General features: G+C 36.6%; 18 protein-coding genes and 1 riboswitch. Of the genes, 12 read left to right on the forward strand and 6 right to left on the reverse strand.

What is annotated here, in order from left to right:
- The first annotated feature begins 383 nt into the window (after window positions 1-383).
- Entirely contained in the window at window positions 384-1367 is a 984-nt protein-coding gene (locus tag AAJG31_RS19555) for an MFS transporter (RefSeq protein ID WP_259955493.1), read from the forward strand.
- Window positions 1368-1438: 71 nt separating this feature from the next.
- Here the strand turns inward: AAJG31_RS19555 and rpsD are convergent, their stop codons facing one another.
- Window positions 1439-2041 carry a 30S ribosomal protein S4 gene (rpsD, locus tag AAJG31_RS19560; RefSeq protein WP_004226141.1) on the reverse strand — a complete coding sequence of 201 codons (603 nt, stop codon included), beginning with the start codon at window positions 2039-2041 and terminating at the stop codon, window positions 1439-1441.
- A 468-nt stretch (window positions 2042-2509) separates the two neighbouring features.
- On the opposite strand from rpsD, the gene AAJG31_RS19565 reads away from it, so the two are divergent.
- Entirely contained in the window at window positions 2510-4393 is a 1884-nt protein-coding gene (locus tag AAJG31_RS19565; RefSeq protein WP_048393527.1) for a GGDEF domain-containing protein, read from the forward strand.
- Between the two features lie 88 nt (window positions 4394-4481).
- On the opposite strand, the gene AAJG31_RS19570 is transcribed toward AAJG31_RS19565, so the two are convergent.
- Together AAJG31_RS19570 and hisJ are read right to left on the reverse strand one after the other, a co-directional pair.
- On the reverse strand, window positions 4482-4961 hold the full coding sequence (locus AAJG31_RS19570) for a GAF domain-containing protein (RefSeq protein ID WP_259948494.1): 480 nt from the start codon (window positions 4959-4961) through the stop codon (window positions 4482-4484).
- A gap of 25 nt (window positions 4962-4986) precedes the next feature.
- On the reverse strand, window positions 4987-5781 hold the full coding sequence (hisJ, locus tag AAJG31_RS19575) for a histidinol-phosphatase HisJ (RefSeq protein WP_259948491.1): 795 nt from the start codon (window positions 5779-5781) through the stop codon (window positions 4987-4989).
- 163 nt (window positions 5782-5944) lie between these two features.
- Between hisJ and ezrA the strand changes: the two genes are divergently transcribed.
- The 5 genes from ezrA to AAJG31_RS19600 all read left to right on the forward strand — a co-directional run bounded on the left by ezrA (window position 5945) and on the right by AAJG31_RS19600 (window position 11033).
- The gene (gene ezrA / locus AAJG31_RS19580; protein ID WP_054549944.1) at window positions 5945-7645 is read left to right on the forward strand and encodes a septation ring formation regulator EzrA; all 1701 of its coding nucleotides are present in this window, start codon (window positions 5945-5947) and stop codon (window positions 7643-7645) included.
- An 89-nt stretch (window positions 7646-7734) separates the two neighbouring features.
- The gene (locus tag AAJG31_RS19585; protein WP_048393534.1) at window positions 7735-8202 is read left to right on the forward strand and encodes a GNAT family N-acetyltransferase; all 468 of its coding nucleotides are present in this window, start codon (window positions 7735-7737) and stop codon (window positions 8200-8202) included.
- Between the two features lie 106 nt (window positions 8203-8308).
- Window positions 8309-9460 (forward strand): cysteine desulfurase family protein, encoded by a 1152-nt coding sequence (locus tag AAJG31_RS19590; RefSeq protein ID WP_279495762.1) that lies wholly within the window; start codon window positions 8309-8311, stop codon window positions 9458-9460.
- On the forward strand, window positions 9461-10669 hold the full coding sequence (thiI, locus tag AAJG31_RS19595) for a tRNA uracil 4-sulfurtransferase ThiI (RefSeq protein WP_048393538.1): 1209 nt from the start codon (window positions 9461-9463) through the stop codon (window positions 10667-10669).
- Between the two features lie 145 nt (window positions 10670-10814).
- Window positions 10815-11033 (forward strand): alpha/beta-type small acid-soluble spore protein, encoded by a 219-nt coding sequence (locus AAJG31_RS19600; protein ID WP_004226165.1) that lies wholly within the window; start codon window positions 10815-10817, stop codon window positions 11031-11033.
- Window positions 11034-11102: 69 nt separating this feature from the next.
- Here the strand turns inward: AAJG31_RS19600 and thiE are convergent, their stop codons facing one another.
- Genes thiE through thiM form a run of 3 tightly spaced genes read right to left on the reverse strand, consistent with a single transcriptional unit; the run spans window position 11103 to window position 13316 of the window.
- Entirely contained in the window at window positions 11103-11747 is a 645-nt protein-coding gene (gene thiE / locus AAJG31_RS19605; RefSeq protein WP_279495760.1) for a thiamine phosphate synthase, read from the reverse strand.
- Window positions 11737-12561, reverse strand: a complete 825-nt coding sequence (gene thiD, locus AAJG31_RS19610) for a bifunctional hydroxymethylpyrimidine kinase/phosphomethylpyrimidine kinase (RefSeq protein WP_066037556.1) — start codon at window positions 12559-12561, stop codon at window positions 11737-11739. The genes thiE and thiD overlap by 11 nt, the downstream gene beginning before the upstream one ends.
- The gene (gene thiM / locus AAJG31_RS19615) at window positions 12549-13316 is read right to left on the reverse strand and encodes a hydroxyethylthiazole kinase (RefSeq protein ID WP_066037555.1); all 768 of its coding nucleotides are present in this window, start codon (window positions 13314-13316) and stop codon (window positions 12549-12551) included. The genes thiD and thiM overlap by 13 nt, the downstream gene beginning before the upstream one ends.
- 83 nt (window positions 13317-13399) lie before the next feature.
- Window positions 13400-13497: riboswitch (TPP riboswitch) on the reverse strand.
- 190 nt (window positions 13498-13687) lie between these two features.
- On the opposite strand from thiM, the gene AAJG31_RS19620 reads away from it, so the two are divergent.
- The 5 genes from AAJG31_RS19620 (at window position 13688) to AAJG31_RS19640 (ending at window position 18756) form a co-directional block, all read left to right on the forward strand.
- The gene (locus tag AAJG31_RS19620) at window positions 13688-15271 is read left to right on the forward strand and encodes an acyl--CoA ligase (RefSeq protein WP_279495757.1); all 1584 of its coding nucleotides are present in this window, start codon (window positions 13688-13690) and stop codon (window positions 15269-15271) included.
- 185 nt (window positions 15272-15456) lie between these two features.
- Window positions 15457-16470 (forward strand): signal peptide peptidase SppA, encoded by a 1014-nt coding sequence (gene sppA, locus AAJG31_RS19625; protein ID WP_048393549.1) that lies wholly within the window; start codon window positions 15457-15459, stop codon window positions 16468-16470.
- Window positions 16471-16482: 12 nt separating this feature from the next.
- A complete protein-coding gene (locus AAJG31_RS19630) occupies window positions 16483-17109 on the forward strand; it encodes an RDD family protein (protein WP_054549949.1) in 627 nt (208 codons plus the stop codon).
- Between the two features lie 124 nt (window positions 17110-17233).
- A complete protein-coding gene (tpx, locus tag AAJG31_RS19635; RefSeq protein WP_004226187.1) occupies window positions 17234-17737 on the forward strand; it encodes a thiol peroxidase in 504 nt (167 codons plus the stop codon).
- A gap of 89 nt (window positions 17738-17826) precedes the next feature.
- The gene (locus AAJG31_RS19640; RefSeq protein ID WP_259419417.1) at window positions 17827-18756 is read left to right on the forward strand and encodes a class I SAM-dependent methyltransferase; all 930 of its coding nucleotides are present in this window, start codon (window positions 17827-17829) and stop codon (window positions 18754-18756) included.
- Window positions 18757-18799: the final 43 nt, after the last annotated feature.

Consider the following 18799-nt stretch of genomic DNA (forward strand, 5'->3'; position numbering starts at 1 on the left):
TCTATTTTGATGATCTAATGAATAGTAAATAACTGATATTTTGTTTTTATTATAAAGGTAGTGATTATGTTATTTTGAAACTATGTAATTGTTATTTTAAAGTACATAAAATTGCCACAATATAAGAGAGAAAATTATTGTTGGTTATAATAATCTGGGCAATGCGTCTGCGCTAAAAAAGTAGTGCATCATTTTGAAGAAATCAGTGAAAATAAAAATTCTTGCTTTGGATTAACACATGAAGATAATTTACCTGTATTAGGGGTAGAGCCGTATATTGAACTGATTCAAATGTCTTCTTCAAGTGATACAAATCGAGAAGATGCCAAACATCTAGTGTTTTTTCACTTGGATTTGCACTAGGGTGTTTTTTCTATGGTGCGATATCAGAAAAATATGGTCGTAAAAATATCATTGTATTTGGGCTTTTTTTATTAAGCGTAATAACGTTACTTCTAGGTTTAGTTAATGACTTTTCTTTTATCCTTCTATTGAGAGGATTACAGGGGCTTGCGGCAGCAACATTTTCACCAGTAGCACTTGCCTATACTCTTGAGGTTTTTCCAAATGATCGAAAAGTTGGGGCAGTAGGTTTTATCAGTACGGGATTTCTTGTAGCGGGTATAGTTGGTCAGGTGTTTAGTGGATATGTAAGCGACCATAGTCATTGGCACGTCATCTTTTATGTACTTGCTGTAGTGTATGTTATGACTGCTTTGTTAGTCGTGTGGATCTTACCGAAGGGAATAATTCAGATTGAAACTAAAAATATATGGGCTCCTCTGAAGAGAATTGGTATTATTTTCACCAATAGAAATTTGATCTTTAGTTATATCATTGCGTTTGTATTAATAATGTCATTTGTCAGTATGTACATTATTTTAGGGGCTTATTTAACGAGTGATTTCTTTGGTATGAAAAGTCAGAACCTTATTTACATTCGTATCTTTGGGATAGTGGGGATGGTTATGTCACCATTTGCGGGGAAAATAGCAAAGCGTTTTAATGTGCTGTTTGTACTGAAAATGGCCTTAACTCTTTCGATTATTGCACTGACCGCGATGAGCTTTATTTCAACTATAGCCGGTTTAACAATCAGTAGTATTTTATTTGTTGGTGGGATTGCACTTGCTGTTCCTTCATTAGTAACGCTTGTTAGTCAGTTAGGTTGGAATATGGGAGGAATTGCAGTTTCTATGTACACAGTAATTTTATTTGCTGGAACAAGTGTTGCACCGTTCATATCTGCTTATTTCATACAATTTGGTAGCTTTACTGTAGCCTTCCTCCTACTTGCTACAATACTCGGTACTGGATTAGTTTTTGCGCTAATGATTAAAAGCGGAAAAAACGTAGGTTCTAATTGATTGTTCATAGAAAAAAAGCCCTGAAGCCTTGGTATACAAGGGATTTCAGGGCTTTTATTAGCATCAATTGATTAACGAGAGTAGTACTCTACGATGAATGCTTCGTTGATTTCAGCTGATAATTCAGAACGCTCTGGAAGGCGAGTGAATGTACCTTCTTTTTTGTCAGCATCGAATGTTAAGTAGTCAGGTACGAAGTTGTTTACTTCGATTGCTTCTACTACTACAGCAAGGTTTTGAGATTTTTCACGAAGAGAAATCGTTTGACCTGGTTTTACGCTGTATGATGGGATATCAACGCGTTTGCCATCTACTAAGATGTGACCGTGGTTAACTAATTGACGAGCTCCACGACGAGTACGAGCTAAACCTAAACGGTAAACTAAGTTGTCAAGGCGAGTTTCAAGAAGGATCATGAAGTTTTCACCGTGAACACCTTTCATTTTACCAGCGCGGTTAAATAGAGTACGGAATTGACGTTCGTTCATACCATACATATGACGAAGTTTTTGTTTTTCTTGAAGTTGTAAACCGTATTCTGATAATTTTTTACGTTGGTTTGGACCGTGTTGTCCTGGTGCGTAAGGACGTTTTTCGATTTCTTTACCTGTACCGCTTAGTGAGATACCAAGACGACGTGATAATTTCCAAGATGGACCTGTATAACGAGACATATTGTTGTCTCCTCCTTTAAATTTGGTTTTTTTGTTGTAAAACAAAAACCAGTAGTACCCATTCTTACACGCATTTTATTTTCATGTACTTTCGCCTATGCAGCCGTTAGGTTACACAATACACCATCTAATTTTCATTGCTGATCATCTAAGTGGTTGTACATCAGAAAATAGAGGAATAAAATACAATCATAAGCTTATACCACTGCTGCGTTTATTTTACACAACCTCCATTGTAACTGCTTCGGACAAGGACGTCAATTATTAGCTAGTAAAAAAATATAAAAGAACATAGTAGGAAATTCCTCACTACCTATTTAAAATAATATGGGAATAGTTAATGATACGCTGTGTTATGTAAATTGTAAAAGTAAGGGATAATTACATAGTCAAAATGACACAAATTATGTATAATATATTATAAGTTAATAGTAATTGATTTGGACGTTATATAGAAAAGGTGATTTCATGACAGACCATTTACAAACGCTAAAATATATAAAATCTGATGTTTTGAGCTTTTGGGTGAGTTCTTATGAAGAACAAACTAGTTTTAATGGGTATTTTTGTTCATTGAAACAGTTTCTAAAGAAGCGCTTGAAAATTGATAATGCTGCTTTTCTTAGTTTTGAAGGTAATTCCTTAATCCCAATCGAAGAGATGGCTTCATTAACAATTGAAACAAAGCTAAATGCTGTGTCATGGCTGATGATTGAAGCTAGTTTTTATCAACAAAAAGTAGTGAAAATTCCTTATATATTGAAAGCAAGACAGGCCTATTCAATGATGACAGATATGGTGCTTTTCCAAGCAGAGGGCAAAAATCCCATTGGTATATTACTTGTGGAGGCAACAGAGTCTTGGACAGACTTTATGACCTCGGAGTATGGTGAAGAGTGTATAGAAACACTTTCAAAGGTTCTTCAAATGATTAGAGACAATTTAGATGTCAAAATAAATGAAGACCAATATAGAAAACTATATAACATGACTGACTTATTTCATTCAACAATGGATATTGATTTAATTTTAGAAAATGTATTAAAAAATATACGGGATAATTTTCCTGAGTTTAATGTGGAGCTTATTTTATCGAATGATCAAGATCGACACACGACCATCGATATTAAGCTTTTTGATTATTTATCAGAAAGACCTGCTACAATTGAAGCCTTTGTATCAGGAGAGTTGACGACAGAGCTAGCGAGCGATTTAAATTGTCGGTTGTTAAATGCACCGATTAAGGGCAGGCAAGCTATTTATGGCATCTTGCAAGTAAGTGCACCCACCACTTATCTTTTTTCAACAACCGAAAAAGATTTTGTACGGATGCTGGCACAAGCTTCAGGAAATGCTCTTGAAAATGCAAAGTTATATCATCAATCGCATCGCCTCGTAAGTGACTTACAACTCATCAATGAAACTTCGCATCGTTTAAATATGCGAATTGACATTCATGAAATGTTACTTTTCCTACAAAAGCAGTTACTGAAATCCTTTCAGCCAATGGAAGTATGTTTCGCATTTAAAAAACACGATACATTTGAAATAACAGGTGCAAGTACCTCCCTGTTCCATTCAGAAAACGGTCAAAGTTATATAAAACATGTTGAACAGCACTTTGCTCAAACGAATGATCCACTATTTGTTGCCGATTTCAGCCGTCTAACTCCTAATCAAATTGAGTATCGCTCTATTATGGCGATTCCTATACTTATGGAGGAAAAGATTAATGGTTTTAGTATTGTCTTACATAAAGAGCCATATTTCTTTTCATTCGATAGTTTCAAATTAATGCAATCTTTAATTCACCATTCATCATTAGCCATTGCAAACTCAATTTTACGAACACAGCTTCAGGAAATGGTCGATTTGGATCATTTAACGAAACTGTATGCTCGTAGTTACCTCGATCAGTTTGTAGAAAAATCGCTTGAATATGATCAATCTGGTATGTTTTTGTTAATTGATATTGATAATTTTAAACGCATTAATGATACGTATGGTCACCAAGTTGGAGATAAAATTCTTGTTCAGATTGCGGTTCAATTAAAAGAAACTATTGGAAGTCGTGGAATTTGTGCAAGATGGGGTGGAGAAGAAATGTCTGTCTATGTCCCTAACATCGATGAAAAAGAAGCTTTAGAATTAGCATCAACCATTGTGGAAGTCATCCCAAGTACCACAGATCCACAAGTAACCATTTCTGCGGGTCTTATAACATGGGATGAGCGAGATCGACCAGCATTCCAATCTGTGTTTTTACATGCAGATACAGCCTTGTATGAGGCGAAAAACAGCGGGAAAAATCGCTTTTGTACTCACAATGGATCGTTCCAAACGAATTCATAGGATTATAAAGCAAAACGTAAATGGTTGTTTAAATAAATCGCCCTGAAATGACAATATAAAACATTTCAGGGCAATTTTTAATATTGTATTATAAATGGTTAAGAAGTGTTTTAACAAATTTCTCTAGGCCATTACGATCTTCCACTGAAAATCGATTCACGATAGGACTATCGATATCTAACACACCAATAATTTCACCTTGCTTCATTAGCGGTATAACAATTTCAGACTGCGATGCAGCATCACAGGCAATATGCCCTGGAAAATCATGTACATCTTTTACAACAACTGTTTCTCTTGTTGCCACAGCTGTACCACAAACACCACGCCCAATAGGAATTCTAACACAGGCAGGAAGACCCTGGAATGGTCCTAACACAAGCTCATTATCCTGCAAGAGATAAAAACCAACCCAGTTAATGTTCGTTAAAAATTGATTTAACAGAGCAGAGGCATTACTTAAATTGGCGATTTGATTGGTTTCGCCAGTTAATAGTGCATCTAATTGTTTTGATAATGTCAGATACTGGTCAGCAATTGATCCTTCGTAATTAATTTGTGTAAACATACTAAGCACCTCGTTTAAAAGTTATTTAAATTGGTAATATAACATTATAGTGTTGATGTAAATCTTCTGCGCAATGTGCATCTGAACCAAATACATATGGTAGTTTAATAGTTTGACTATAATTGATAAGGGCAAATGGTGGATATGGCTCCTGACAATATTGTTTACTTAAACCTGCACTATTTAAATCTAATTCATAGCCCGCGAATTTCATGCTGTCTAATACTTCTTTGATACGTGGGGTGTCATTGATTTTTTCGTTGTGCGCTAGTTGGAATTTATGAATAAGTGATGGATGTCCAATCCGTTTTGGTTTGTATGGTCCAAGATCTGCACTAATCGATTGTAGGACAGTATCATAATATAAATCATATACCAGTTCAACAGAGCCAACTTTTTTTGAAAAATCAATAAAGCATTCAGAAGAAAAGTCGATACATACAAAGGTATCTTGCCATTTTAAAAAATGGACTGATAAAATAGCGTCATCTAAAAGATGTCCATAGGTATCAAGGAATTGACGAGTTTCTTGTTCGTAGCCTTGGATGTAGTCAACTTCTAGTCCGATGCGGATACGAATATCTTGTGCATACTGTTGTTGTAGATGTTGCAATTCTTCAATGTAAGACATGAGATCATCAGGATTCATGCCACTATCTTGTTGCGGGGTTGGATCGACAAAACTTTTGGGCAATGGGGCGTGTTCTGTAAATGTTATATCTGTGAAATGTTGAGAAATTGCTTTTTCAATATATTGCTTGAATGAGTCCGTAGTGCCATGTGGACAAAAAGGACTATGTATATGCCCATCACGTTTCATAATTTACCACTCCTTTAGCTCTATAGATACGCTATTTAAATATTTCACAATAGCGAAAATACAGTTTTCTGAAAAACACTTAAATTTTAGTACAAAAGGCGAAAACATAGTATATAATAAATACAACTAGCCAATTCGTTTATTGTAGAATAGGAGGCTTACGATGGAGTATATCATCATTCCGATTATCCTACTATTAATTTTAGCCATAGTAGGATTTATGATGCGAAGAAAACATGTTGCAATTATTGCAAAACTAGAAAATGAAAAATTACAAATACAACATAATCCTATAAATGAAGAAATTTCAAAAGTAAAATCTTTAAACATGAACGGTGAAACGGAAGAAATGTTTGAACGATGGCGCAATACTTGGGATGAAGTCATCGACGTACATATGACTAAAATCGATTCTCTTCTATTTGATGCTGAGGATCAAATTAATCGACTTCGTTTTAAAAGGGCAACTTTAATAGAACGTGAAATTGAAGATTACATTGAGAAATGCGACCAAGATAAAAATAAAATTTTAGAAGAACTGAATGAATTAATTGGCAGCGAAGAAAAAAATCGAATTGAAATCGAACAATTAAAAGAATACTATCGCTCTGCAAGAAAGACATTGCTGGCTCATCAGCATTCATTCGGTGTAGCATTACCTGCATTAGAGAAGAAGCTAGAGACATTTGTTCAAAAATTTGAAGAGTTCGATGTCCTAACGAATGAAGGTAATTATTTGCAAGCGCGAGAAATTGTCATTAGCTTAAATCAAGAATCGCAGCAGACATTCGAATATATTAATGATGTTCCAACCATCTTAACGGAAATTCAAGTGAAGCTACCAGGTGCGGTTCAGGAATTGCGTAATGGTCAGCGTGAAATGGAAGACCAATCTTACTATTTACAGCATTTAGAATTGACAGATGCACTTAATAAATATGAAAAAGAATTCGAGGCATTAAAACTCGAACTTGCAGAGCTGAATTTAAAAGTTGTTAAACCGCGTGTGACAGAAATAAATGAAGAAATCGACCATTTTTATGATTTACTTGAAAAAGAGGTTATTGCTAAAAATTATGTAGATCAAAATTGTGATCGTTTATTAAGTTCTATTACCAATGTCATTTCTTCAACAAAATTAGTGAATGACGAGGCAACGTATGTACAGCAAAGTTATCATTTAAATGAAAAAGATGCCGAAATTCCAAAAGCCGCTTTAAAACAATTGGAAGCACTGCAACGTCGCTATGATCTATTAGCTATGCGAGTTAGGGAAGAAAAATCAGCTTATTCTAGCTTACAGGAAGAGTTAATCGAAATTAGTGAAGAGCTTGAACGAATTCACGAAGAACAAGGTCATCTGTCGAATACAATGAAGAAACTTCGAATAGATGAAAATAAGGCACGCGCTCAAGTCGAAAACTTAAAGAAAATATTACAGGATACTGATCGTTTATTGAACAAGGCAAATATTCCAGGAATTCCTGAGGAGATGGATGCACGACTTGATGAGGCAGCAGAGCACATCTATGTTGTCATGCAAAGCTTGCAAGAAGTACCACTTAATATGGGTACTGTTCATAATAATCTAAATGCAGCAACACTCTGTGTAGAGGATGTTAAAGTAAAGGCACATGAGTTAATAGAAAATGTGATGCTCATTGAGCGTATTATTCAGTACGGTAATCGTCATCGCGCATCGAACCCAAAATTGAACGGACGTTTAAGAGAAGCAGAAGAGGCTTTCCATCAATTCCGTTATGCAAAGGCTTTAGAAGAAGCAGGTACAGCAGTGGAAGAAATGGAGCCAGGTGCCTTAAAGCGTATTCAAGAAATGGTTGCCGAAGAATTCATAGCAAAATAATTCAAATAACATTTTGAGCTGTCTAAAAAGTATAGCGATTACTTTTTAGACAGCTTTCTATTTATGCTTAGATTAGGATGTGATTCAGTATGAAATTGTCCATCAAAGAAATGAATGAACATTTCGCAAGTGAAATTTTACAATGGCAATATGTAGCACCTTACGATTTTTACAATAATGAATTATCGGGTGAAAATGTACAAGAAATGCTTGATAATCCTTACTTTGCGATCTTTAATAATCATAGTGAACTAATTGGCTATTATTGTACAGGTAAAGCAGCCCAAGTGCCAAAAGGGCAAGGTTTTGGGGCGTATGAAGAGTACTGTATAGATATTGGAATTGGGTTGAAGCCAAATCTAACGGGTCAAGGATTAGGAACGGCATTTTTTTCGTTTATTGTTCAAACAGTTCAAGAAGAATATCAGCTGCCATTACGTTTAACAGTTGCACTATTTAATAAGAGAGCAATCCATCTTTATGAAAAATTTGGTTTTCTTAAAGCAATTGAATTTAGTACACCAACAGAGTTTGTCACGATGGTGAAAAAAATGTAGGATATCAATTAAAATTTAAATAATTGTTAAAGTTAGTGGTCAATCGCCAAAGATTGCGTTATGATAAATACCGTTAAATCAACGTTTTGAAAGTGTGTGAAAAGTTATGGTTAATACAATTTATTTGGATAATAGTGCAACAACGAAGCCTTTAAAAGAGGTTATGCAGGCTTTTATGGTTGTAAATGAGCAGTATTATGCCAACCCTGCTTCCATCCATGCTATGGGTGTTGAAGCAAATGATTTATTAATACGTGCGCGTGAGCAAGTAGCAGATATTTTGCAGACAGAGGCAAAAAATGTGCTATTTACTTCAGGTGGTACAGAATCAAATAATGCAGCTATTTTTGGCATAGCACGTAGTAATACGCATATAGGAAAGCATATTTTAACGACTGAAATTGAACATCCATCAGTGCTAGAAACAATGAAACAACTTGAAAAAGAGGGCTTTGATGTTGAATATCTTCGTGTCGATCGAAGAGGTGTGATTTCTCTAGATGAGCTTCGTACTAAAATACGAAAAGAAACAATTTTAGTTAGCATCATGCATGTGAATAATGAAATGGGTGCAATTCAGCCTATTAAGGAAGCAGCAAAAATGATTCATGAAATGAGTCGTGCTGCCTTTCATGTTGATGCTGTGCAAAGCTTTGGGAAATTAGCAATATCCTTTAAAGAAGAAGGACCTGACATAATTTCTATCTCTGGTCATAAAATTCATGGCTTTAAAGGCTCAGGAGTGTTAGCATTCCGTAAACCCATAAGATGGCAGCCCTTTGCTCTTGGTGGAGGTCAGGAATTTGGTATGCGTAGTGGTACTGTAGCAGTTCCGCAAGCTGTTGCTTTAGCGAAAGCGGCTCGACTTGCTGTTGAAACAATGAACGAACGCTCAAATAAATACCGTCAATGGCACGATGAAATCCGAACTCAGCTAGAAAGTTATGGCGAAGCAGTCCATGTTTTATCAACGCCACAGGGAGCTGCGCATATTGTGTCATTTAGTGTTTGTGATTTAAAAGGGGAAGTCATTATTAATGCTATGCAAAAACGTGGTGTCATTGTGTCGACATCAAGTGCATGTTCTTCCAAGCAAACGAAAACAAGTCATGTCGTCGAGGCGCTTCACCTTGATGAGCATTATAAAAAAGGCGTGATTCGCCTTAGCTTTGGCGCACATAACACAATAGAAGATATAGAAAACTTTAAACAAGTACTAGCAGAAGTAATGTTGGAACTCAAAGGAGAAAAAAAGTAAATGATTTGGAAAGAAATTTTAATTAGATATGGTGAGCTTTCTACAAAAGGTCGCAACAAAATGGATTTTATCCGCCGTTTACGTGAAAATATTCGTCATGCCTTTGCAGATTTAGGACAACTGCATATTCGCACAGAACGTGACCGTATGTTTATTGCCATAGAAGACGAAGCACAAATGCAAATGCTAATTACAGGTTTACCTAAAATTTTTGGTATTCAATCATTTAGCCCTGTCGCTGCATGCGAAAAAGATATGGACAGTATGAAAAAGCTCGCTATCACTATTATGGAGACATTTAAAGATGAGCCACATACATTTAAAGTAGAGGTAAAACGTACTGATAAAACATTTCCTTTAGAATCTCATGCCATCCAACGTGAGATCGGTGGCTATGTTTTACCACAATTTCAAAATTTATCTGTTAAAGTGAAGCAGCCTGATATTGAGCTACGTGTAGAAGTTCGTCATGATGCAACTTATATGATGGCACAAGTCATTCCTGGTGCAGGTGGAATGCCTGTAGGATCAAATGGCAAGTCTTTATTAATGCTATCTGGCGGTATTGATAGCCCTGTCGCAGGTTATTTAATGATGAAGCGTGGTGTGCGATTAGAGGCAATTCACTTCTTTAGTCCACCTTATACAAGCCAAAATTCATTGGAAAAAGTTAAAGTGCTTGCCAATGAATTAACAAAATTTGGTGCTAGTATTCGTTTGCATGTCATTCCTTTTACTGAAATACAAGTTCTTATTAAAGAAAAAGTACCTTCTAATGTATCGATGACGACAACACGCCGAATGATGTTGAAGGTTGCTGATCAGGTGCGTGAGGAAATTGGTGCACTTGCTATTGTAACGGGCGAAAGTCTTGGACAAGTGGCGAGTCAAACGCTTGAAAGTTTAACAGCAATAAACGCAGTAACAAATACACCTATCCTTCGTCCGCTGATTTCAACTGATAAATTAGAGATTATTGATATTGCAGAAAAAATCGGCACATACGAAACATCTATTCAGCCATTTGAAGATTGCTGCACGATTTTTACACCAGCAAGTCCAAAAACAAAACCGAAGCTTGAAAAGGTTGAGCATTATGAAAGCTTCTCTGACTTTGATGAATTGATCGAGCGAGCAGTGAAGAATCGCGAGGTCTATATTTTCCCTAAGAAAGAAGAACAACAAGATAAATTTGCAGATCTACTATAAGGATTCAAAAGCCGTCTCAAAGCCCATTTTGAGACGGCTTTTTTGTATGGATATTGTTATTCCAATAGAGGTACAATTTACCTCTAAATTTTTTGTATTAAAAATCTAATATCGCACATTCTATATTCACAAGGAGGTGAGAAACATGGCTTCAAACAACAACCGTAGTTCAAACCAGCTTGCAGTACCTGGTGTACAACAAGCACTAGATCAAATGAAATACGAAATTGCACAAGAATTTGGTGTTCAATTAGGAGCTGAAGCTTCAGCTCGTGCCAACGGTTCCGTTGGTGGTGAAATCACTAAACGTCTTGTACAAATGGCAGAATCTCAATTAAAAGGTATGCCAAACAACAACCAATAAATGCTGATTAAGCATTTATAAACTTAAACCAGTGACCGTAAAAGGCACTGGTTTTAGTTTGTTTATTGATCATTTATTTATACGAGATAAGGATCTAAATGTAGCTACTGTATGATCAACATCTTTGCTTTGACAAATAGCTGAAATAACAGCAACACCATCAACCCCCGTTTGAAATACAGAATGTGCATTTGTGAAATTTATTCCACCAATTGCTACAATTGGTAATTCAGGATGTAATGAATGTGCCTCCTGTAAAAAAGATGTACCACATGGTGGTTGTGCATCACTTTTAGAGGATGTTGGAAAGATTGGACCGATACCAACATAATCAGCTTGATGGTTAATAGCTATTTGCAATTCTTCCTCGCAATGGACAGATACACCAAGAATCATATCCCCGATTCTTTTACGTGCTACACTTACAGGTAAATCATCTTGTCCGATATGAACACCATCAGCCCCTAGTCGTATCGCTAGATCAACATCGTCATTAATGATAAAGGGCACATGATAGTGATGACATAGTTTTTGACATTGGCGTGCAAATTGTTCATACGCAAGTCCAGTTAACGCGTGAGGACCTTTTTCACGAAATTGAAACATTGTAATGCCTGCTTGCAAGGCTTTTTCTAGGATATAGATAGGTTGTTCTTGAGGAGGAACATTGCTCGTACCCATAATAAAATAAAGCTCCAAATCCTCACGTTTCATGAATAATCACCTCACAGCCTTCCTTATACTGTTGATAAGCAAAATGATTAGTGGGTCCATGACCATTTCCAATCGATAAATTAAACATAATAGCTAATTGGATAAATTTTTTAGCTTCTATAATGGCATTTTCCAGAGCAAATCCTTGTCCAAGAAAAGCAGTAAGTGCTGCGGAAAATGTACATCCAGTACCATGCGTATTTTTTGTTTGGATTCGTGGAGACTGCAAAGAAAAAGAACGTCCATTTTTGCAAAATACATAATCAATGGCATAAAGTGGATCTGCTAAATGACCACCTTTAATGATGACACATTGTACACCTAGCTGTAACAAGCTTTGAGCTACTTCTTTCATATCTTCAAAATGATGAATAGATCTCCCAGTAAGTGTCTCTGCCTCGGGTATATTGGGCGTAACAACCGTAGCAAGTGGTAATAAAGTTGAGCGTAAGGCATCGATAGCTTCTTGCTGTAATAGGCTTTCCCCACCTTTTGCAATCATCACCGGATCAACAATCAGCGGAATGTTTAGCTCCCTGATCTTGTGTGCAATTGCTTTGATAATTTCTGAGGAATAAAGCATTCCTGTTTTAATCGCAGCGATTGGAAAATCTTCTACTAAGGCCTCTAATTGTTTTTTTATAAAGGAAACGTCAATAGGGCAAACACCTGTTACACCCAAAGTATTTTGAGCAGTTAGAGCAGTAATAACAGAAGTACCGAACACTTCTAATTCCTGAAATGTTTTTAAATCAGCCTGTATACCCGCGCCACCACCACTATCTGAGCCAGCGATTGTTGTTACAATATGCATGAAGCTGCACCATCCTTTGATAAGCGATGTATAGCATTGAGTAAGGCTATTTGAAAATCACCAATGTCTGCAGTAAATGCGGATGCCAGTACACCTGCTTTTTTATAGTAAGTAAGTGTTTCTGTTAATTGTTGGTAAGGATTATGGCTTACACTATAGGCTGCGCCACAAATTGCGCTAAGTAAACAACCTGTACCCGTTACTTCCGTCATTTGTGGATGACCACCAGCGATCCATTGGCTATGCTTGCCATCAGTTATAAAATCGCGTTCTCCTGTGACAATAACAATGCATTGATAGCGTTGAGCCAATGATGTGGCTTCTAATTCCATAGCGATAGTGCCATGACCACTATCAACACCTTTTTGTTGCCAATTTACACCAACTATTGCTGCTAGCTCGCCGAGATTACAGCGAATCACGGCAAAGTGTATGTTTTCCAGTAAGTATTTTACGGTTTCCTTACGATAAGTTGTGGCTCCAACTCCGACAGGATCTAAAATAACAGGAATACCAAGTTTATTGGCTTTTTCACCTGCTAATAACATGGCACTTTTTGTGCGATCATTAAGTGTTCCAATATTAATTAATAATGCTTGAGCAATGGCCACCATCTCCTCTACCTCTTGGTAGTCATCGGCCATTACTGGTGAAGCACCTATCGCTAATAAACCATTTGCTTGAAAATTTGCCACTACATAATTGGTTATACAATGGATAAGTGGTTGCTGTTGACGAATTGTTTGAAAAATCATTGTAGTCCTCCTTTAGGGATGGACGTAAGCATGCAAAAAAGGCTCTTTTTGTGTAAAAATGCACGAAAAGAGCCTTTCATCTGAAAACGATGTTTATTGCTCCCTACGTCAGTATTAACTAACAGGTTCAAAGGGTCAGGTTTTACCTTCTCAACTCTTACGAGTCCCCCTGCAATCTTGCTTTTAGTTGACCAAAATGTACCATACTTTTCATTTGTATTCAATAGCAAGTTTTCCTATAGATAAAATGTGACCGATGCCATATAGGAGGGTATGATAGTTGTCATGACTTTACCGAAATTAAGCACAAACCATTGAAAATGCTGAAAAAAGAGTTTTATAATGTGTCATAACAAAAGGGGGCAATTGCCATGAAAAGACAAGATTTAGTTGCACCAGAATGGTATAACATAGTAGAGGAAATTGAAAAATATGCTCAGGATGCAGCCAAAAATGCTTTAATCATTTATGAAGAAAACCAAGACATCCAATGTATTACATATGCACATTTATTGGAAAAAGCGAATCAAGCAGCACATGTATTCACCAAGCAAGGTTTAAAGAAAGGTGATGTCATTTTAGTAATGGTACCACGTTCGGTTGAAGCATATATTGTGTATATTGCTGCATTGAAAGCGGGTTTAACTATTATTCCAAGTTCTGAGATGTTAAGAACAAAGGATATTGAGTATCGAATTCATCATGCAAATGCTAAAGCAGTTATTGCATTTGAACCCTATATTGAACAGTTCGATAAAGTGGGAAATTTACAAGACATACTGCAATTTGTCATAGGGAATGCACATGAACCTTGGCAGAACATACTTGAAAAAATGAATAATCAACCTACAACCTACATAAATCCTATCCCAACAAAAAGCACAGACAATGCATTTTTAGCCTATACAAGCGGAACAACAGGAAATCCAAAAGCAGCAGTGCATACGCATAGTTGGGGCTATGCTCATTTACGAACAACAGCACCACATTGGTTGGGTGTACAAGAAAATGATATTGTTTGGGCGACTGCAGCACCAGGGTGGCAAAAATGGATTTGGAGTCCATTTCTAGCTACTTTAGGCAGTGGTGCTACTGCATTTGTCTACAAAGGTAAATTTGAAGCAGCTTCTTATTTAGCATTGCTTGAGAGATTCAAAATCAATGTACTATGCTGTACACCAACTGAATATCGTTTTATGGCAGCGCTTGAAAATTTACATGAATATGATTTAAGTGAAATTCGCCAAGCTGTATCAGCTGGTGAGCCATTAAATAGTGAGGTTATTAGAGTATTCTTGGAAACATTCAAATTACAAGTGCGAGATGGCTATGGACAAACGGAAAATACATTATTGGTAGGCACAATGGTAGGGATGGAAGCGAGAGTTGGTTCTATGGGAAAACCTACTCCTGGCAACACTGTTGAAATTATTAATGATTTGGGCAAACCTGTTACAATCGGAGAAGTTGGTGATATTGCTGTTCATCGCGAAACGCCAGCACTCTTTAAAAAATATTTAAATGATCCTGAACGTACAAATTTACAATTTCGTGGGGATTGGTATATTACAGGAGATCGTGCTTATAAAGATGAAGATGGCTACTTTTGGTTTGACGGACGAGGAGACGATGTTATTATTTCCTCAGGCTATACAATTGGCCCTTTTGAAGTAGAGGATGCTTTAATGAAACATCCAACTGTAAAAGAGGCTGCTGTTATAGCGAGCCCTGATAAAGTAAGAGGAAATATTGTCAAAGCATTTATTGTTCTGCGCAATGGTGAAAAAGGTGATGGAGCGCTTATTCAAACACTCCAAAGTCATGTTAAATCATTGACTGCTCCTTATAAATATCCACGTGCTATTGAATTTGTAGAGGAACTACCAAAAACATCTTCTGGGAAAATTAGACGTGTCGAATTACGGCAACAAGAAATCAAACACCTCCAATTATAATATTTCCTAGGAAATAATGTCGAAAATCAAAGTTCATCAAAGGTATGGACTTTGATTTTTTTATTTTTTTTAGGTAAGGTAATATGAGGAAATACATAGCTTAAAGCTTTTTGTGTTTAATTATTGCAAAAAAATGAAACAAATTGGCAAGTCATACGTATTACGTGTTGAGGAGGCGGAAAGACATGAATGTAAAAAGGTGGGTTGCTTTAGTAGTGGCTGGTGTTCTTTTACTATTTTCGTTAGGAATTAATACCATTTTTGCGCTATTTAAAGCAGATTTCCTAGGTAATTTTGATAGCTTAATGGCAGGTAATAGCTTAGATGTATATGAAAATGTCATTGAAGGGGAGAATTTTGATAAGCGAATTGCTTATTTAAAGGTAGATGGAACGATTCAAGATATCGGCTCAAGTACATTGTGGCAACCAGTTGCCTATGATCATCAATTTTTCTTAGAACAATTGGATAATATTTTATATGATGAGTCCATACAGGGTGTTGTTTTAAGCGTTAATTCACCAGGTGGTGGTGTAAAGGAATCTGCAGATATCTATAAAAAGCTACTAAAAATAAAAGAAGAACGACAAATTCCAATTTATGTATCAATGGATTCTATGGCAGCTTCAGGTGGTTATTATATTTCTGCACCAGCAGATAAAATATTTGCCCATCGTGATACAATAACAGGCTCTATTGGTGTCATCATGCAATCAATTAACTATCAAGAGCTGGCTGAAAAAGTAGGAGTCAAATTTGAAACGTTTAAATCGGGAGAGCATAAAGATATGCTAAGTCCAATGCGTGAAGTGACAGCAGAGGAACGTGCAATGATGCAAGATATGATTAATGAAACGTACGAAGAATTTGTAGATATTGTAGAGCAGGGACGTAATATGTCTGAAGCAGAAGTAAAGAAGGTTGCAGATGGTCGTATTCTTGGCGGTACAAAAGCACTTGAAGCAGGGTTAATTGATGAAATTGGTGATGAAGAAGCGGCCATTGCAGCTCTTCGTGAGGATTATGGACTTGAAGATGCAGCTTTATTTGAGTATTCATACGATATGGGTGGCTGGCAATCGTACGTAGGTATGAAAATTGGCTCCATGTTCGGTCCCTCTGCCGAAGAAAAAATGCTAATGAAAATCATGACGGACTATAGCGCTCCGAAAATGATGTATCTATATGGGGAATACTAAGGGGGGAGCACAATGACAAACAATGAAATTGTTATGCAAGGTTCACCCTCATTGGAAAATGGCTTCTATATAAACACTTCAGGAGAATCGGCACATGAAAAAAACTATGCATTAAAAACTGCTGGTTTTTGGGTACGATTTTGGGCATTTTTATTAGATGGATTCATCATTTCTGCTGTAGGTGGAATACTCGTCAATCCTATCTTCTATTTAATGGATTGGTCTTTATCTGATTCGGTTTGGTATGCGCCAATTTCTATTATTACAGCAATTTTCTACTATAGCTATTTTGTGCTGATGACCAAGTTCTTTGGGCAAACACTAGGGAAAATGGTGTTCGGATTACGTGTAATTTCATTAAAGCACGATCAGCTAACTTGGTCAGATGTGTTATTCCGTGATTGGATTGGTCGTATCATCAATAATATTTTTATGCCACTGTATATTTTGGTAGTGATTTTGCCAGAAAATCAAGGCTTACATGATTATTTTGCCGATACAACAGTGGTGCACGAAAAGATCTTTATTGAAAAGGCTTCAACACCGACTACTTTACCAAAACAAGAAGAACATATAGAAATTACTGTGCAAGAAGAAAAAATAGACTTAGCCAAGCTAGAGGAAAAAAATGAACAATAAACATAAGACTGTCTCAAATTAGGAGACAGTCTTATCTATTTCTATGTATGTAAGCTATCATAGTTGCAATTAATTCCCTTCATTTAGTAATATTATGTACATATGATGATTAGGAGGCGTTTAGATGGCACAAGTAACATTTAAAAATGGTCCAGTGACACTAGTAGGAAATGAAGTAAAGGTGGGCGATCAAGCTCCAGATTTTACGGTATTAGCGAATGACCTATCACCTGTAACATTAAATGATTCAGAAGGAAAAATTCGTTTATTTAGTGTTGTACCATCATTAGATACTGGTGTATGTGATGCGCAAACACGTCGATTCAATGAGGAAGCAGCGAACTTAGGTGATAATGTAGTCATTTATACAGTATCTGTGGATCTTCCATTCGCTCAAAAGCGTTGGTGTGGTGCAGCAGGTATAGATGCTGTCCAAACTGTATCAGATCACCGCGACCTTTCATTTGGTGAGGCATATGGCGTATACATTCAAGAATTACGTCTTCTGACACGTGCAGTATTCGTTGTGGATGCAAACAATAAAGTAACATATGTTGAATATGTACCTGAAGCTACAGATCATCCAAACTATGAAGCGGCCATTGCAGCTGTCAAAGCACTAGCATAATAAGCTGCTTTTAGGCTAAGATAATACTAGACAAAGGGGCTGTGACAAGTGTTTGTCACGGCTCTTTTCTGCGTGAAAGGAAGTTAGATATGGAAAATATCGAAAAGTTATTTGGTTTGCTAAATGAGCATGCCGAAAAAATCGAAAAAGAACACAATATAACGTTACTAGAAGGATTATTAGATGGGTTAGAGGCATGGCTTGATGGCGAAGTTGATTTTTCTCAAAAAGATGCAACAAAAGAGGATATTCGTAAAGCTATTCAAATTGCTATTTTAAAAGGGATGCGCAAAGGCTCACAGCCGAATCATCAAATGACTCCTGACACGTTAGGGCTATTAGTGGGCTACTTTGTGGAGCAGATTTTTGCAGAGCGTCTTGAAAATGAAAAGATCTCGATCATGGACCCAGCAGTAGGCACGGGCAATTTATTACTGACGGTTATGAATTTATTAGATGGAAAAGTGGAAGCAACAGGTGTAGAGGTGGATGAGCTACTTATTCGTCTTGCTGCGGCAACTGCTGACTTAACAGAACAACCTATTTCTTTATACCGTCAAGATGCCTTAGAAGATTTATTGGTCAATCCAGTGGATGCCGTTGTTTGTGATCTACCTGTAGGTTATTATCCAAATGAAGAAGTGGCGCTCGATTATGAATTATGTCCAGCGGAGGGGATGAGTTATGCCCATCATTTATTCATCGAGCAATCAATGAATTATACAAAGGATGGCGGCTATTTATTTTTCCTTGCACCATCTCATCTGTTTGAGTCAGAGCAGTCTAAGCAATTACACAAATACATTCAAAAACATGCGTGGATTCAAGCGATTATTCAATTACCTGACTCGATGTTTGCAAATAAATCATTAGAGAAGAGCATTGTGATTTTACAAAAACAATCGAAGGAATTGAAAGCACCTAAAGAAGTCCTATTAGCTAAAGTACCAAATATGCAGAATAAGCAGGCACTTGCGCTATTCTTTGAAAAAGTGAAGATGTGGAAAGAGGGCAAGTAATTGCTCTTGAGTGCAAGTAAAAAGGTATCCTATACAAGGATAC

The organism is Lysinibacillus sp. BS3 (assembly GCF_039614735.1).
Classification (GTDB): Bacteria; Bacillota; Bacilli; order Bacillales_A; family Planococcaceae; genus Lysinibacillus; species Lysinibacillus capsici.

Excerpts from the sequence above, each read along its gene's own strand:
- rpsD (WP_004226141.1), bottom strand. The coding sequence starts at position 2,041 with ATGTCTCGTTATACAGGTCCATCTTGGAAATTATCACGTCGTCTTGGT.
- AAJG31_RS19565 (WP_048393527.1), top strand. The coding sequence starts at position 2,510 with ATGACAGACCATTTACAAACGCTAAAATATATAAAATCTGATGTTTTG.
- AAJG31_RS19570 (WP_259948494.1), bottom strand. The coding sequence starts at position 4,961 with ATGTTTACACAAATTAATTACGAAGGATCAATTGCTGACCAGTATCTG.
- hisJ (WP_259948491.1), bottom strand. The coding sequence starts at position 5,781 with ATGAAACGTGATGGGCATATACATAGTCCTTTTTGTCCACATGGCACT.
- ezrA (WP_054549944.1), top strand. The coding sequence starts at position 5,945 with ATGGAGTATATCATCATTCCGATTATCCTACTATTAATTTTAGCCATA.
- AAJG31_RS19585 (WP_048393534.1), top strand. The coding sequence starts at position 7,735 with ATGAAATTGTCCATCAAAGAAATGAATGAACATTTCGCAAGTGAAATT.
- AAJG31_RS19590 (WP_279495762.1), top strand. The coding sequence starts at position 8,309 with ATGGTTAATACAATTTATTTGGATAATAGTGCAACAACGAAGCCTTTA.
- thiI (WP_048393538.1), top strand. The coding sequence starts at position 9,461 with ATGATTTGGAAAGAAATTTTAATTAGATATGGTGAGCTTTCTACAAAA.
- AAJG31_RS19600 (WP_004226165.1), top strand. The coding sequence starts at position 10,815 with ATGGCTTCAAACAACAACCGTAGTTCAAACCAGCTTGCAGTACCTGGT.
- thiE (WP_279495760.1), bottom strand. The coding sequence starts at position 11,747 with ATGAAACGTGAGGATTTGGAGCTTTATTTTATTATGGGTACGAGCAAT.
- thiD (WP_066037556.1), bottom strand. The coding sequence starts at position 12,561 with ATGCATATTGTAACAACAATCGCTGGCTCAGATAGTGGTGGTGGCGCG.
- thiM (WP_066037555.1), bottom strand. The coding sequence starts at position 13,316 with ATGATTTTTCAAACAATTCGTCAACAGCAACCACTTATCCATTGTATA.
- AAJG31_RS19620 (WP_279495757.1), top strand. The coding sequence starts at position 13,688 with ATGAAAAGACAAGATTTAGTTGCACCAGAATGGTATAACATAGTAGAG.
- sppA (WP_048393549.1), top strand. The coding sequence starts at position 15,457 with ATGAATGTAAAAAGGTGGGTTGCTTTAGTAGTGGCTGGTGTTCTTTTA.
- AAJG31_RS19630 (WP_054549949.1), top strand. The coding sequence starts at position 16,483 with ATGACAAACAATGAAATTGTTATGCAAGGTTCACCCTCATTGGAAAAT.
- tpx (WP_004226187.1), top strand. The coding sequence starts at position 17,234 with ATGGCACAAGTAACATTTAAAAATGGTCCAGTGACACTAGTAGGAAAT.
- AAJG31_RS19640 (WP_259419417.1), top strand. The coding sequence starts at position 17,827 with ATGGAAAATATCGAAAAGTTATTTGGTTTGCTAAATGAGCATGCCGAA.